Consider the following 15110-nt stretch of genomic DNA (forward strand, 5'->3'; position numbering starts at 1 on the left):
GCTTTTTGTTGTTTATAGCCTATCTAACTTGGCATAAGACCAATAAATCACGGCATACACGCGTTTGGCATTCAAATTGCTTAACGGTATTACGTTTTATTAAAAAAGTAATATTGGGGCTTGGTCAGTATGGGTTATGTCGCAAGAGAGCTCAGTCCAAAAAGTAAGCTATTGCTTGGCTTAGGATCATTTTTAATCCCTGTGCTCATTTGGTGTGCAGTGAGTTATTTGCCATTTTTATGGCATCCGCAGGTGCAAATTACTCAGTCTGGCAGTGTGCCTTATTTTCAGGTGGATAGCCGTGTAGACAAAGCGGTGTTTTATGCTGAAGCGCAATCTGCGGTCAATGCAGGCGCAGAACCGCCGCAAGGTAAACTGGTCAATCCAATCTATCTACCTGCACCGCATGAAGTGGCAAAAGCATTAGTTACGGCTTTTATAACTCCACCAGCTCAGCCTGATGCCCCATGGTTTCATCAAAGCTTATGGCACAGTATTAAAATTGTGTTCAGCGCATTTTTTATTGCCTCTCTCATCGGTATTCCGCTGGGTATTCTTTGCGGTTTTTCTCAAAAAATATCACAACTGACCAAACCCTTTGTTGAGTTTTTCCGCTACTTGCCCGCTCCTGCTTTTGGTGCATTAGCCGTTGCGATTTTAGGTATTAATGATGCACCTAAAATCGCCATTATCGTGATTGGTACGCTGTTTCAGCAAATTCTGATTATTGCCAATACCACACGGATGGTTGACCGTGGCCTGATCGAAGCAGGTTTTACGCTGGGCACCAATAAATTGAAAAGCTTATTTCATGTGGTGATTCCAGCAGCGCTTCCTGATATTTACCGCGACTTGCGTGTATTGCTCGGCTGGGCTTGGACCTATCTGATCGTATCTGAACTGATCGGCACAACCTCTGGGATTACCTGGTTTATCACCCAACAAGCGCGTTACCAAAACTTTGACAATGTCTATGCCGCAATCCTCATCATTGGGGTGATTGGTTTGGTGTGCGATGTGGTGCTAATGAAACTCGGTCAACGTCTATTTAAATGGAAAGCAGGAGCAAAATAATGAACAGCACAGAGTTTAATGCCACCACTTATTTCGATGCAATTTATGCACGCCCTGTCATTTTAGAAGCAAAAAAACTTACACAAAGTTTCAAGCACGGCAAAACTGAACGCACTATTTTAAATCAGTTGGATTTAAAGATTCATAAACGTGAATTTATCTGCGTGATTGGCCCATCGGGTTGCGGTAAATCAACCTTTAGCCGAATTGTGGCTGGGCTTGATCCTTACAGTAGCGGTGAATTGCTGGTCGATGACCAAGCGATTGAAGGCCCAAGCCCTGAGCGTGGCATGGTGTTTCAAGGCTACACGCTTTTTCCATGGAAAACGGTCAAAGAAAATGTGATGTTTGGCCCTTTAATGAAAGGTGCCAGCAATGCTTCGGCCGAATCCAGCGCCCGAGAATGGATTGATATTATTGGTCTAGACAAATACCAAGATCAGTATCCGCATCAGCTTTCTGGCGGGATGAAACAACGCGTTGCCATTGCCCGCGCATTGGTCAATGAACCAAAAATATTATTGATGGATGAGCCGTTTGGCGCGCTTGACCCGCATACCCGTCAAAAAATGCAAAAACATTTAATGGATCTTTGGCAAAACATTGATATCACCATCATTTTTGTGACCCACGACATGGATGAAGCCATTTTATTGGCGGATCGTATTGTGGCGCTCAAAGCCAATCCTGGTGAAATTAAAGAAATAATTGAGGTCGATTTACCCCGTCCTCGTAATCCTGAACTCATGCTGAGTCCTGAATTTAAACAACTGCGCGAACGGGTGGATTTCTTGGTACATGCGCAGGAAGACGAGCTCGACCCAGCGATGGAAAACCTACCGAAAATTCCGCGTATGACCCAAGTCAGTACGCAAAAATAACTGGATTAATCCCTCTTCATCTTTAGGACGGCCTAAATGATGTACTACAGCGTTGGACGGCCAACATTATAGGAGTTGAAGATGAATGAATCTTATGTTTTGCCACTTGTTGATATTTCAAAAATGCAAAGCACAGTACTGTCAGAACGCTTAGAGGTGGCAACCGCGTTGGATCAAGCCTGTAAAGATGTTGGTTTTCTATATTTAAAAGGCGATCAGTTCAATTTTGATTTTGCGACATCACTGATTCAGGTGGCAAAGCGTTATTTTCAACAAGATACCGCCAGTAAAATGCAACACTATATTGGGCTGTCGAAAAATCATAGTGGCTATGTGCCAATTGGTGAAGAACAATTTGCAGGCAACAGCTACGACTTAAAAGAAGCCTATGACGTCAATTATGATTACCACGGCGAAACGACGGCATTTCCCTTGCTGGGCCCTACGTTATGGCCAAATGATGCCACATTTAAAAGTACCGTCAGTGATTATTACTGCCATTTACGCAGTATTAGTGAGCAGATTTTTCAGGCCTTTGCTTTAGCTTTGAATGTAGATGAGCATTTTTTTGAGCGCAAAATTACCCATCCGACCAGCCAACTGCGTCTAATCCATTATCCGTATAACCCTGAAGTGAAAGACGCTGAAGGTATTGGCGCACATACAGACTATGAGTGTTTTACACTGCTCTTGCCGACGGCACCAGGTTTACAAGTATTAAATAAACAAGGTGAATGGATGGATATTCCATTGATTGAAAATACCTTGGTGATGAATATTGGCGACATGATGGAAATTTTGTCGAATGGCAAATATTTGGCCACCAAACACCGTGTTAAAAAAGTCTCTGAAGAACGCTACTCTTTCCCCTTATTCTGCGCCTGCAATTACGATACGATCATTGAGCCAGTACATTCAACTGAAACGCCTAGATATCAACCCTTAATTGGTGGTGAACATTTATTTAATCAAACCGCGCAAACCTTTAGTTATCTCAAAAAACGTATCGCTTCAGGAGAGCTAAGTCTAAGAAATGCCGTGCCTTTGTCTTCATTTGGCATGGATGAAAATATGGAAATACAAGGAGCAAGTGCATGAATCTATTTCAGGCTTTAGCACAGCTTCCAGCCAGCCAAGAGATTTCAGGTCCTATTCCTGACTATTTATATGGTGCATTTCGTCGTAAAAGTATTAGTTTTTCGAATGGTTTAACGGATGAAAAAACCATTGTTTATTGGTTTCAATCGCGTAGTTTCACCATCGATCTACGTTTTAAAAGCCGTGAAAATACGCCAGTGAATGAGCGTCAAGGCTGGATTGGTAACACCCTATGGGATGCTAAACAACAATTATTGTCTTGGGACGTTAAAGCACACTCAAATTATCAAAATCATGTGCAATGGCCAGAGCCTGCCAAGTTGCATGCGATTGGCAACTGTATTTTAGAATTCTCTCCAAGCAATGCGTATGTCGAAGACTGGCGTCAGCAAGTGCATGAAGGGCTATTTTTAGGCCTGCGTTTGAAGTCAGCCCTCGATGTAGAAAGTCATCAACCATTGCCGATGGATGGCGGTTTAATTATTTGTGATAAGCATGTGGCCTTCGCACTGAGCCGTTTACCTACAGATCAGCAAACAGTTGCCAGCATCAACATATCATCTGCACCTACTATATATGAAAAGGTGATTGAAAGCTTTGAAGTATCCATCGCTGTAGATGGTCTGCATAAGTACTATACAACGACTTCCTCTCAGCAAGATCAATCACTTAATTTTGATCATTTTGAATTTATTGATGAAACACATTTAAAGCAAAACCTAATTATTAACGGTCAAGCAATACAGCTGATATTTGAGGTGGATATTTATGTTCCACATTATGCATTTCAGCATCACACTGATACCACGACAGAAAGCACAGATTGGTTACGAAATGAAAAACAGCACCTCTTGCACCATGCAGTAGAATGCCTATAGGAAATCAATGTCGTTTATATATTTGCTCATTGCAATCATTGCCGAAGTGATTGCTACATCCGCCTTAAAAGCCAGTAATGGCTTTACCGAACTAGTACCGATTATTTTTACCGTGTTGGGCTATGCCATTGCGCTCTTTTTTTTAGGTTTGACCTTTAAATCGATTCCCATGGGCTTAGCCTACGCCATGTGGTCCGCTGCAGGCATTGTGCTTATTTCATGTGTGGGCTGGGTTGTGTTTAAACAAAATTTAGACCTGCCTGCCATGATTGGTTTGGCCTTTATTTTATTAGGCATTGTGATTATTAATGTTTTTTCTAAAAGCACAGAGCTTTGAAATGTCAGTTTTGAAATGAAGTTTTTAAATAATATCTCTGAAATTTTAAAGACTTAAATTGCTATAGATAAAAATGCTCTAGCTTGCTGTTGCACACTAGAGCATACGTTTCGAATGAATTAACTGTGATCAGTCGGCTTCTATAAAATGCCTTTCACTAGAAAAAAGCATCCAACAATACATAACAGCACCGCAAAACATTTTTTCAGTACTGCTGGTGAAAGCGCATGCGCAGTTTTCGCGCCATATTTAGCCGTAAAGAAACTCATCACACTAATGCCCAAAAAGGCATAGATATGAATAAAGCCAATGGTATTTGGAATTTCAACTTGCTGTTGCATACCAAAAAACATAAAGCCTAATGCACCAGCAATGGCAATGGGTAAACCGCAAGCCGCAGACGTCCCGACCGCTTTTTGCATCACCACGCCATTTGCCGTTAAATACGGTACCGTAATACTGCCGCCGCCAATCCCGAAGATGGCCGATGCAACGCCAATACCCGAACCCGCCACAATTTGCTTGCCTGTAGATGGCAGTGTTTTGTTGGGATCGACTGGCTTTTTTGCACCCATAAACATGTTATAAGCCACCCAAAGTAAAAACACACCGACAATCATTTGCAGATGCAAACCTGACAGCCAGCCTGCAATGCCCGCGCCTGCAAAACAGCCAATCGCCATTGGCGGAGCTAAATTTTTAAATACAGGCCAAATCACAGCGCCATTTTTATTGTGCGCCATTAAGGAGCTGATCGATGTCACCACAATCGTAGCCAAAGATGTACCAAGCGCCAAATGCATAATCACATCAGGGCTATAGCCCATTTGGCTAAAAACAATATAGAGCAATGGCACAATGATGGTGCCACCACCGACACCAAACAGCCCCGCAGCAAAACCTGCAAATGCGCCAATAATTAAGAAAGTAATGAGTTCCACGAAATAGATACTTTTAAAGTGATGTATTGAAGAAGTCTGACTGGTTTAAGCCAACTCCACTTGACCTACAGCATGATAAGCACGGTTGAAATACACCAAACTCTCTTCCTGCTGACTTTGCTTGATTGCGACCACACGGCACATAAACACACTGTGCGTACCCACTTCTTGAATCTGTTCAATCTGACAGTCAAAACTGACCAAAGCATCTTTGAGTATTGGTGAACCTGTTTCTAATGTGGTCCAAGAACCCAATTTAAACCGCTCTTCCGAACTGAATTTGCTTGAAGCAAAAGCATTGGAAATTTGCTCATGCCGTGCGCCCAAAACATTGACAGACAGAACTTTATTTTCAAGAAAATGCGCATGAGAACGAGAGGATTGATTCATACAAACCAGCAAAGTTGGCGGTGTATCTGTCACACTGCATACTGCTGATGCTGTAAATCCATGCATGCCTGCTTCGCCTTCAGTCGTAATCACGTTGACTGCAGTCGTCAATAAAGACATTGCATTTCTAAAATCAGTTGCTTCAATCATCTCTTCAATCTCAATGGTCTATATGGCTTATCTCTTTCTCAGGTTTGGGCAATAGCAAATTTAATTTACTTATTGCCCTTACATGAAACCGAGTCAGCTCGAATTTATGCGGTCAATTCTTGGCGAATAATGGCAGCGCCTGCGCTTAACGCATTTAGTTTGCCTTGCGCCACTTGGCGAGGTAAAGGCGCCATACCGCAGTTTGTTGAAGGATATAGCTTGTCGGCATCTACAAACTGCAATGCTTTGCGTAATGTATTAGCTACTTCTTCTGCTGTTTCAACCTGATTGGTTGCTACATCAATGGCGCCAACCATCACTTTTTTACCGCGAATCAGTTCGATTAAATCCATCGGTACACGAGAGTTTTGGCATTCAAGCGAGATAATATCGAGCTTAGATTGCTGCAGTTTCGGGAATGATTCTTCGTATTGGCGCCATTCATTACCCAAAGTCTGTTTCCAATCGGTATTGGCTTTGATGCCATAACCATAGCAAATGTGAACAGCAGTTTCACATTTCAAACCTTCAAGCGCACGCTCTAAGGTCGCAATACCCCAGTCATTGACTTCATCAAAAAATACGTTAAACGCAGGCTCATCAAATTGAATGATATCTACGCCTGCCGCTTCAAGCTCTAACGCTTCTTGATTCAGGATTTTAGCAAATTCCCAAGCCAATTTTTCACGGCTCTTGTAATGACCATCATACAAAGTATCAATCATCGTCATTGGGCCAGGCAGTGCCCATTTGATCGGCTGATTGGTTTGGCTGCGTAGGAATTTTGCATCATCAACAAACACTGCTTTCTTACGCGATACTTCGCCCACCACAGACGGGACACTTGCATCGTAACGATTACGAATACGCATCGTTTCACGCTTTTCGAAATCTACCCCTTCAAGATGTTCAATAAATGTGGTCACAAAATGCTGACGGGTTTGTTCACCATCACTGACAATATCAATGCCTGCATGGATTTGTTCATGCAAAGATAATTTCAACGCATCACGTTTTGCATCTAATAATTCTTCGCCTTCAAGTTTCCATGCTGACCACAATTTTTCAGGTTCAGCCAGCCAAGATGGTTTAGGTAAGCTGCCAGCAGTTGAAGTTGGGAGTAAAATGGCCATATTCGATCTTCTATCTCTATATTCTAAATTTCGCAAAAACAAAATGTCATCAATTGATTATTAAATTCATATTGAGAGTCCCTTCTCCCTTTGGGATGAGGAGCGTGCTCCGCAAGAGGATGAGGGGCATGCTCCGCAAGAGGATGAGGGCACTTTTCATATAAATCCTCTCCCTAACCCTCTCCTTAAAAGGAGAGGGAAATTTCTTTATGAAATAAATATTGATCAAAAATTAACTGATGCATGAAACATATTCTTTAAAACAGCTGCTTTAAATCATTCGTGATTTAAAATTAAGCCGCGTCTGCATTTTCAATACTATAATTAGCCGCCCACTCATTCAGAATGTCTTTATATGGCTGGATAAAGTTCTCTTCTGTCCATTTGCCCTGTTTAACTGCCAACTGGCCACGTTCAACACGGTCATACACAATACGGGTTAATGAGTAATCACCGAAGCTTAAGCTTGGTTGATAAACTAAACCTGCTGTCGCATTGGTATTGTAAATTTCAGGACGGTAGATTTTTTGGAAGCTTTCCATGGTGCTGATCGCGCTGATCAGTTCAAAATCTGTATAGTCGCTCAGCAAGTTATTTGCTGAATAGAATGCCAATGGCGCTGTCGCATTTTCAGGTTTGAAGTAACGAACACTTAAGCCCATTTTTGCAAAATAATCATCGGTACGTGAATAGTCATCATTGGTGTATTCCACACCTAAAATCGGATGCACATTTGCAGTACGGTAATAAGTTTTTGTCGTTGAAACACTTAAACAAATGACAGGCTGTTTTTTAAATTCAGCTTTGAATACGTCTGAATTGATCAAGTGTTGATAAAGCTTGCCGTGTAAATCGCCAAAATCTTCAGGTTTTTCATTGAACTTGCAGCCGAGTGCTGGCAATACCACACTGAAATCATAGTCACGCACATACGATGAAAAACTGTTGCCGATCATGCCTTCAATGCGTTCATTGGTTTTATGGTCGATGATGGTGCTTTTTAATGTTTCAATAAACGGGAAAGTTTGACCATTGCCTTCTACATCCAGCTCCGCAGAAATGATGTCAATTTCAAGTGAATAACGGTCAGCATTTGGGTTGTCACAGCTGGCCAAAGTATTGAAGCGGTTATTAATCATTGCCAATGTACGGCGTAAGTTTTCTTCACGGTGCTCACCGCGCGCCAAATTGGCAAAGTTCGTTGTTAGACGTGTATTGTCTGCTGGTTTATAGTTTTCATCAAAGCGGATACGTTTGATTGAACATGCAAATTTATTACTCATGGAGATTCACTACCCTAAAATTAAAATAATCAAAATTTCTGTATGGAGTAATTTATACGTGAATCTTAAGATGAATAAAAATGATTTAACCTCAATCCAAAATGAGTGAAATTCATGTTTGGTAATTTTATAAGATGAATTTATTTCAATTTAGCTCAATGAGCGCACTTTAAAACTGATCACCCCAAAGAATAATATTCAATTAATTATTGTATAAACAATATCTTATGATTTTATTGTTTGCGTATTCATATCAGAATTTTGCTGATTTTTTGATGTAAAAATGAAACTCATCAATTAGAATGTCTACTTTTAGAATATGATTATTTATTAACCTAAGTGAATTAAACTCAGCTTAAACTGAAAAAAGATCAAATAATTAACTGATTTTGTGATTTCTTATATGTAGATACAAATATCTAAATTTCTCATTTAGATACTTGCCCTATCTTTGTTAGCAGCTATGCAATCACTTTAAAAAATGAAAGATTTATGCGCCACAATTCCTGTCATCGCACCATCACCTACAGATAATGCAACTGAACCGCCAGAACGGGTCACATCACCGCAAGCATAGATCCCTTTAACATTTGTTTCCTTGGCTGGCGAAGTTTTAATGGCCTCGCCATATTCATTGCAGTCAATCTCTAAACCTAAATGATGAATCCAATCTGCTTGCAAACGAGTCACAGTTGAAACAAACAAACCGTCAAGCACTGTTTTTTCACCATCATCAAAAATTACCTCACAAAGCCCTTCGATACGTGAAATTTTGCGCGTTTCAATCTGAATTTGACGTTTTGAAAGCTTCGCTAATAGCTCATCATCCAATTGATCTGCACTAATGGCATCATTTAAAAACAGCGTTGTATTACCCCAATCTGGTAGCATCAATGCCATATGTAACGAATGCATACCCGATACCAGCATGCCGACTTCACCTAAATTTAGTTCATAACCATCACAATATGGACAGTGATAAACAGATTTCCCCCAACGTTCGGCCAAACCATCAACTTGAGGCAATTCGTCACGTACGCCAGTCGCAATAATCATTTTTTCAGCTTGAATGTGCTGATCACCTGCGATAACTGAATATTTTCCATCAACCGCTTTTACATCTGTAACAGTTTCAGCAAGCCATGAAATCGTTGAATACTTTTCTAATTGTGCTTTAGCGTCTTCTGCAATAGCACTTGGGGAACGGCCATCTTGGGTTAAAAAATTATGTGAATGTTCGGCAAAACGATTACGGCGTTGCCCTGCATCAATAATTAAAATACGGCGACGTGCACGTGCTAAAGGTAAAGCCGCAGAAAGCCCTGCATAACTACCGCCAATAATCACAACTTCATAATTCATGTTCATAACGCCCTATATGTAACTTTTAAAGTTACTATATCATTTAATATGCGTATAAGAAACTTTTAATGTTACAATCTATAAATTCCCCCAATAATCTATTTCCTCATGCGTAAAGACAGTAAACTTTCACGAATGCTACATGTCCTGTTGCATATGGCACGTGAAAATAAGCCTTTCACTTCAGATCAGATTGCCGAAATGCTGGAAACAAACCCTGTTGTGGTGCGTAGAACCATGTCTGGCTTAAAAAAACATGGATTTGTTGATTCTGAAAAAGGCCCAGGTGGCGGCTGGAGTCTAATTAAACCCCTGCATGACATTTCGCTGTATGACATTTACCTTGCTGTCGGTGAACCTTCTATTTTCGCCATTGGCAATGAAAATATGCAGCCAGACTGCTTGGTAGAACTGGTGGTCAATCGGGCACTTGATCATGCCTTTTTTGAAGCGCAAGAAGTGCTGATTAAAAACCTTAAAGCAACTCAATTAGACCAATTGGCACATGATTTTCAAATTGAATGGAATCAGCAGATGAACGTGAAATAAAACAAATAGATCTTTAAATTTGTTTCAATTTTAAGTCACTGTACTGAATCTGACTCAGCTCAAACTTAGAAATAATCAGCATATTCGAGCTTTGAAAGGTACATGAATCGCTAAAATATAAGGTTTATATTTATACCTTATTATTATGTCAAACAAACTTGAACGTCAGAAACTGACTCTCCCAGCAGGTCATGACAAACTTTTATTACACTCTTGCTGCGCGCCCTGTTCTGGCGAAGTCATGGAAACATTAATTGAATCTGGTATTGATTTTTCGATCTTTTTTTACAATCCCAATATTCATCCAGTTAAAGAATATGAAATCCGCAAAGAAGAAAATATCCGCTTTGCAGAAAAACACAACATTCCGTTTATCGACTGTGATTACGACACTGACAACTGGTTTGAACGCGCCAAAGGCATGGAAAATGAACCTGAGAAAGGCCTCCGCTGTACCATGTGTTTTGATATGCGCTTTGAACGTACTGCATTATATGCGGCAGAACATGGCTTTAGCCTAATCAGCAGTTCATTGGGTATTTCACGCTGGAAAAATATGCAGCAGATTAATGACTGCGGGCATCGTTCAGCTTCACATTATGACGGAATAACCTATTGGGACTATAACTGGCGTAAAAATGGCGGTGCTGTGCGTATGCTGGAAATCAGTAAAAAAGAAGAATTTTATCAGCAGGAATACTGCGGCTGTGTGTATTCACTGCGCGATACCAACCGCTGGCGTATGAGCCAAGGCCGTGACCGAATCAAATTGGGTGTGAAGTTTTATTCCAATGCGATGGATGAAGAAGCTTGAGTTCTGCCCTTCGTTATTTTTTTATGGATATTAATTTGATGTTGTTAAGCCCTGAAATTTTTACATCATTCAGGGCTTTTTTTAGCTATATTTCAACTTATTTCAGTTCTTCAACCAACGTTGGATAGATTGATCCATCGACATCCATTTCGGTTTTATAAATGCCATTGGCAACATTAAATTTGTTCACGTGATAACTCGAGCCATAAAGTGAATCAAATCCTGTACCTTTTTTAAAGACTTGTTTATTGGCAGCCAAGTCCAATAAATGTGTGCCTCCAATAAACTGTTCATATTGTGCAGGGTCAACACCAACTCGGGTTGACATGATTTTCACTGCATCGGCATGCGTTGCAGGGTCGTTGATGTATTTAACCGTTTTATCCCAAACTTGAATGATTTTTTTCCATTCTTCTTTGTTGGCAGATAAATGCGTCATGTTGACGGTTAATGTGTCGTAAATCAGACCGGGTTTATCTTTCGATGTATAAATGATTTTAGAGCCAGCAACTGCTTTCAGCGCTTGATTTGCAACCGGTTGCCACACGGCAATCGCAGCAATATCAGGACTTGCAAATACTTGTGGTAGCTCATTGGTCATGGTGTTGACCAACTTTACTTCAGAGGCTTGAATTTTTGCATCATCCAACGCCGTCGTCAAAAGCAAATGATCAACCAAGCCTTTTTCTGTCGCGACACTTTTTCCTTTTAAATCAGTTAGACTATTAATGCCATCTTTAGCAATGATGACATCATTACCCGCAGAATAGTCCGTCGCCATAATCATGACGCCTTTCGTGCCGCCAGAACCCGTGACTAAGTTGTCACCATTGGTGACTAGAACAGCATCCAACTGATTTGCCGCAAATGCAGATAGTGAAGCTGAATAATCAAACCATTTAAAGTCTACATTGACGCCGGCTTCTTTCAACCAGCCTTTTTCGATAGCAACTTGCCATGCGACAAAACCCGGCCAGTCGCTATAGCCGATCGTAATGGCTTTTGTATTGACAGTGCCTTCTGCCTGAGCATTTGGTTCAGGTGTTTTGGCCGTATTGTCACAACCACCTAGTAAGATGGCGGTCAAAACGGATGCAGATAAGCAGGCTTTTTTGATCATAGTGCTATTTCCCCGATGGTATTACAGTTAAATTTGGTATTGGTATACAAAAACGTTGGTGTATTCGGATTGCTGACAGATTGAGCATGGTGCTTTGCACGATTTGGTCTTTGGTTACCTGCATTAGCATGTGCTTGATGTTGGTCTGTGACTTGGTCTTTAAACTGACCTTGTGAACGGTATAATTGGCCCATTTTAAAACTCCTTAATTCTTTGCATTTTGCGGAATTGGCGGCATTACAGCGTCCATCAACTCCAAATGTCCTTTCATCACACCCTTAAGTGCTGAAAAATGCTGACTGATAACCTTTAGCTCTGAACTGATGCCTTGCAGAATCATGACTTCTAAAATTTTGTGGTCATCGAGTTGAATATGTAGTGAGCTCACCACTTGTTCTAAAAACTGCTGCTGTAAATCTAAAAGCTGAATACGTAGCGCCGTAATACTTGCGTCATAAAGTAAGGTAAACGTGCCGACCATCACTTCATTGCGTAGCTCCTGATCGGCAATCAGATGCTTATTGATCATGTCGACAATGGCCTGAGAACGGCTTACATAATGCTGATCGACAATTTTTTGATCCAATGCATCGACTGTTTTTTCAGGCACTGTAATACTGATACGCGCCAGCTTTTGTTTAGGCACTGCTGTTCCTTATTTTTTTTGCTGAATATAGAAACCCGCGCGGGCGCTCAGTAGCTCAATAAAAAACTGCTTTAATTGATGCAGAAATGTTGCAGATTGATGGCGGTTCATATGCATCTCCTGTTTGAGTAATACAAAACATTTATTTCGTAATATCGATACAAATGCAGAATCTGTGCCAAGTGAGGAATATGAAAATGGTCGATTATTTTGTTCTTTTAACTTTCTTTTAGATTTTACTGTTCATCATTTGTGCAATAAATGCACTAATAGCGACTTATTTGCACTATTGCTGCGATGTGTCATTTGATGAAGGACCATTTATTAAGGGCGTTGTTCTTAAGCAAGAGCATTGACCGACAAGCAACAAACTCTAAGTTCAATTTATTTCATCAACATTGAACATCATTTATACTGATTGATCATTCTATTTATCACTCAACGCCTATGAAGTATTTCAGCTGCGCGGTATGTTCTAACCAAATCTTTTTTGCCAATTCACACTGTGTCAATTGTCAGACTGCGCTAGGTTATATTGCCTCTGAAAAGCAAATGGGCTGTTTTGAAAAGCACAGCAGTACGTTATGGCTTGCCTTAAATCCTGAAATAAAGGGAAAGCGCTTTAAACCTTGTCATAATTATCAGCATCATCAGGTATGTAACTGGATGGTGCCTGCTGACAGTGAGGAAATTTATTGTGAGTCTTGCCTGCTCACGCACACCATTCCCAACTTAGATAACCCAGACCATATTGTGTACTGGGCACGATTGGAACATGCTAAACGGCGTTTTTTGTATTTAATGCAGCAGCTCAATACCATGCCGCGTCCTAAACGTAGCCAAGATGACCGTTTTGGACTTCGTTTTGATTTTCTGATGCCAACAGAAAATACACCTGTTATGACCGGTCATGCCAATGGCATTATTACCTTGAATGCCAGTGAAGCAGATGTGATTTACCGCGAAACAACGCGTATAAAAATGGGTGAAAACTACCGTACACTTCTAGGTCATTTTAGACATGAAAGCGGTCATTATTATTTTGATTTGATCAAACATTTACACCCTGAACTGATTGAGGAATTTCGAGAACTGTTTGGTGATGAACGACAAGATTATAGTGAAGCTTTGAAACGTCATTATAATGACGGTGCGCCGCAAAATTGGGCGGATTACTATGTTAGTTCCTATGCCAGTACGCATCCTTGGGAAGATTGGGCGGAAACATGGGCGCATTATTTGCACATGATGGACACTCTTGAAACCGCCTACTATGCAGGATTAGTGGTAAAAACCAATAAGTCAGATTTGAATAATTTAGAACTGAAAGAGAACCCGATTGGCGCTCAGGATTTTGACCTATTGCTGCAACACTGGATGACCTTGACCTTTAATTTAAATGCGTTGAACCGCAGCATGGGCTTAGATGATGCTTATCCATTTACGTTGTCGAATCCGGTATTGGATAAACTTAGATTCATTCATCATAAATTGCTCAATATGACCTTAAAAAATCAGCAGCACAATTAGATTAAATTTAACACGTGACAGTGTTTGAATCTCAAATCAACTTTTTGGTATCACAGCATTCGAACATTAGCTTAGTTTGAAAGGATACATACGTAGTAATTTTCTAGGATTGAGCGCTGTAACACCTGCCCTATTTTTACTATTTTATAAAGGTTAAAATAACAAAAAATAGATGCCTGTGACCTTTCCAATGATGCCTTTCACGCATTTACCTGCTCGTTTCATGTGTATCATCAGCCTGAGTTTGCTCAGTGGATGCCAATTGGTCAAATTACAAGAAAATCAACTCAGTGCGTCACTAAATAATAAAACAGACAGCATATTAACCCATCAAAAGCTCAGTACATTTAGCCATCAAATCCTGTTAATGGTGAATGAAAGCGACCAATCTTGTTTAAATGCGCTTGAAAGCTGTATTCACAAAATGCGTAACAATGAAACTTTAGATATTGCTCAAGTCTATGCATCAGCAAGTGAGCTGTACATGGCACGTGCTTTAAGCGCCGATCAAAATCCACAATGCAAAAAAAGCTTAAAACAACACAGCGGAAAATTAGCTTCAAGCAAAATTAAAATGTCTTCAATTGAGTCATTTAAATTCAATGCTTTGGCAACTTTACGCTTTGAGCGTACAACTTCGGTATTACCAGCAGCAGCTAATTCTAAGTCGATGTCGTTATTGCCTTGTGTTGCCATAGCAAGGCCACTTTCGCTGTCAACCAAAGCTGCAGCAATAAAACCGTCAATGTCTGTTAAACCGTTTAAAGATAATTTGGCCATTATTAACCCCAATAAATTAAGTTGACAAAAATAACTAATCATGCGAAAAGGTTTTTTTAGTTAACAGATGTTCACACATGCCTCGGATTGTTTCTGTACCACTTAGTTTAGAACAGCGAGAACGACTCATTTTTCTGGCCAAAC

General features: G+C 40.4%; 16 protein-coding genes and 2 pseudogenes. 9 read left to right on the forward strand and 9 right to left on the reverse strand.

Annotation, left to right across the window (positions count from 1 at the left end):
* Positions 1-129: 129 nt before the first annotated feature.
* The 5 genes from FTU65_RS10470 (at position 130) to FTU65_RS10490 (ending at position 4268) form a co-directional block, all read left to right on the forward strand.
* Complete coding sequence (locus FTU65_RS10470) at positions 130-1074, forward strand: ABC transporter permease (RefSeq protein ID WP_180005635.1); 945 nt, start codon at positions 130-132, stop codon at positions 1072-1074.
* On the forward strand, positions 1074-1955 hold the full coding sequence (locus tag FTU65_RS10475; protein ID WP_180066764.1) for an ABC transporter ATP-binding protein: 882 nt from the start codon (positions 1074-1076) through the stop codon (positions 1953-1955). Before FTU65_RS10470 ends, FTU65_RS10475 begins: the two co-directional genes overlap by 1 nt.
* 81 nt (positions 1956-2036) lie before the next feature.
* Positions 2037-3053, forward strand: coding sequence for an isopenicillin N synthase family oxygenase (locus FTU65_RS10480; RefSeq protein ID WP_180066766.1), 1017 nt, complete (start codon positions 2037-2039; stop codon positions 3051-3053).
* Positions 3050-3931 carry a hypothetical protein gene (locus FTU65_RS10485; RefSeq protein WP_180066768.1) on the forward strand — a complete coding sequence of 294 codons (882 nt, stop codon included), beginning with the start codon at positions 3050-3052 and terminating at the stop codon, positions 3929-3931. Before FTU65_RS10480 ends, FTU65_RS10485 begins: the two co-directional genes overlap by 4 nt.
* 7 nt (positions 3932-3938) lie before the next feature.
* A complete protein-coding gene (locus tag FTU65_RS10490) occupies positions 3939-4268 on the forward strand; it encodes a multidrug efflux SMR transporter (protein WP_117007380.1) in 330 nt (109 codons plus the stop codon).
* Positions 4269-4408: 140 nt separating this feature from the next.
* Here FTU65_RS10490 and FTU65_RS10495 read toward each other — a convergent pair whose 3' ends face one another.
* The 5 genes from FTU65_RS10495 to FTU65_RS10515 form a co-directional block, all read right to left on the reverse strand.
* On the reverse strand, positions 4409-5209 hold the full coding sequence (locus tag FTU65_RS10495) for a sulfite exporter TauE/SafE family protein (protein WP_078193778.1): 801 nt from the start codon (positions 5207-5209) through the stop codon (positions 4409-4411).
* A 45-nt stretch (positions 5210-5254) separates the two neighbouring features.
* On the reverse strand, positions 5255-5749 hold the full coding sequence (locus FTU65_RS10500; protein WP_180011153.1) for a flavin reductase: 495 nt from the start codon (positions 5747-5749) through the stop codon (positions 5255-5257).
* Between the two features lie 104 nt (positions 5750-5853).
* Positions 5854-6882: a methionine synthase gene (locus tag FTU65_RS10505; protein WP_078193780.1), complete on the reverse strand. Its 1029-nt coding sequence runs from the start codon at positions 6880-6882 to the stop codon at positions 5854-5856.
* Between the two features lie 293 nt (positions 6883-7175).
* Positions 7176-8165 (reverse strand): putative oxygenase MesX, encoded by a 990-nt coding sequence (locus FTU65_RS10510; protein WP_180011151.1) that lies wholly within the window; start codon positions 8163-8165, stop codon positions 7176-7178.
* Positions 8166-8639: 474 nt separating this feature from the next.
* Positions 8640-9527 (reverse strand): NAD(P)/FAD-dependent oxidoreductase, encoded by an 888-nt coding sequence (locus tag FTU65_RS10515; protein ID WP_180011149.1) that lies wholly within the window; start codon positions 9525-9527, stop codon positions 8640-8642.
* Positions 9528-9635: 108 nt separating this feature from the next.
* Between FTU65_RS10515 and FTU65_RS10520 the strand changes: the two genes are divergently transcribed.
* Both FTU65_RS10520 and FTU65_RS10525 read left to right on the forward strand, forming a co-directional pair.
* Positions 9636-10076, forward strand: a complete 441-nt coding sequence (locus tag FTU65_RS10520) for an Rrf2 family transcriptional regulator (protein WP_180011147.1) — start codon at positions 9636-9638, stop codon at positions 10074-10076.
* Between the two features lie 145 nt (positions 10077-10221).
* Positions 10222-10890 (forward strand): epoxyqueuosine reductase QueH, encoded by a 669-nt coding sequence (locus FTU65_RS10525; RefSeq protein WP_180011145.1) that lies wholly within the window; start codon positions 10222-10224, stop codon positions 10888-10890.
* 97 nt (positions 10891-10987) lie between these two features.
* Here the strand turns inward: FTU65_RS10525 and FTU65_RS10530 are convergent, their stop codons facing one another.
* Genes FTU65_RS10530 through FTU65_RS10540 form a run of 3 tightly spaced genes read right to left on the reverse strand, consistent with a single transcriptional unit; the run spans position 10988 to position 12656 of the window.
* Positions 10988-12010, reverse strand: coding sequence for an ABC transporter substrate-binding protein (locus FTU65_RS10530; RefSeq protein WP_180065398.1), 1023 nt, complete (start codon positions 12008-12010; stop codon positions 10988-10990).
* Positions 12007-12204, reverse strand: coding sequence for a hypothetical protein (locus tag FTU65_RS10535; protein ID WP_180065396.1), 198 nt, complete (start codon positions 12202-12204; stop codon positions 12007-12009). Before FTU65_RS10535 ends, FTU65_RS10530 begins: the two co-directional genes overlap by 4 nt.
* Positions 12205-12215: 11 nt before the next feature.
* On the reverse strand, positions 12216-12656 hold the full coding sequence (locus tag FTU65_RS10540) for a ribbon-helix-helix protein, CopG family (RefSeq protein ID WP_180066769.1): 441 nt from the start codon (positions 12654-12656) through the stop codon (positions 12216-12218).
* A gap of 447 nt (positions 12657-13103) precedes the next feature.
* Between FTU65_RS10540 and FTU65_RS10545 the strand changes: the two genes are divergently transcribed.
* Positions 13104-14186, forward strand: coding sequence for a putative zinc-binding metallopeptidase (locus FTU65_RS10545; protein ID WP_180035169.1), 1083 nt, complete (start codon positions 13104-13106; stop codon positions 14184-14186).
* 561 nt (positions 14187-14747) lie between these two features.
* On the opposite strand, the pseudogene FTU65_RS10550 reads toward FTU65_RS10545, so the two are convergent.
* Positions 14748-14966, reverse strand: a pseudogene (locus FTU65_RS10550) (roadblock/LC7 domain-containing protein); the annotation flags it as partial.
* 77 nt (positions 14967-15043) lie between these two features.
* Between FTU65_RS10550 and FTU65_RS16460 the strand changes: the two are divergent.
* Positions 15044-15110 (forward strand): annotated as a pseudogene (locus FTU65_RS16460) (helix-turn-helix domain-containing protein); the annotation flags it as partial.

The organism is Acinetobacter sp. YH12129 (assembly GCF_013418685.1).
Taxonomy (GTDB): Bacteria; Pseudomonadota; Gammaproteobacteria; order Pseudomonadales; family Moraxellaceae; genus Acinetobacter; species Acinetobacter amyesii.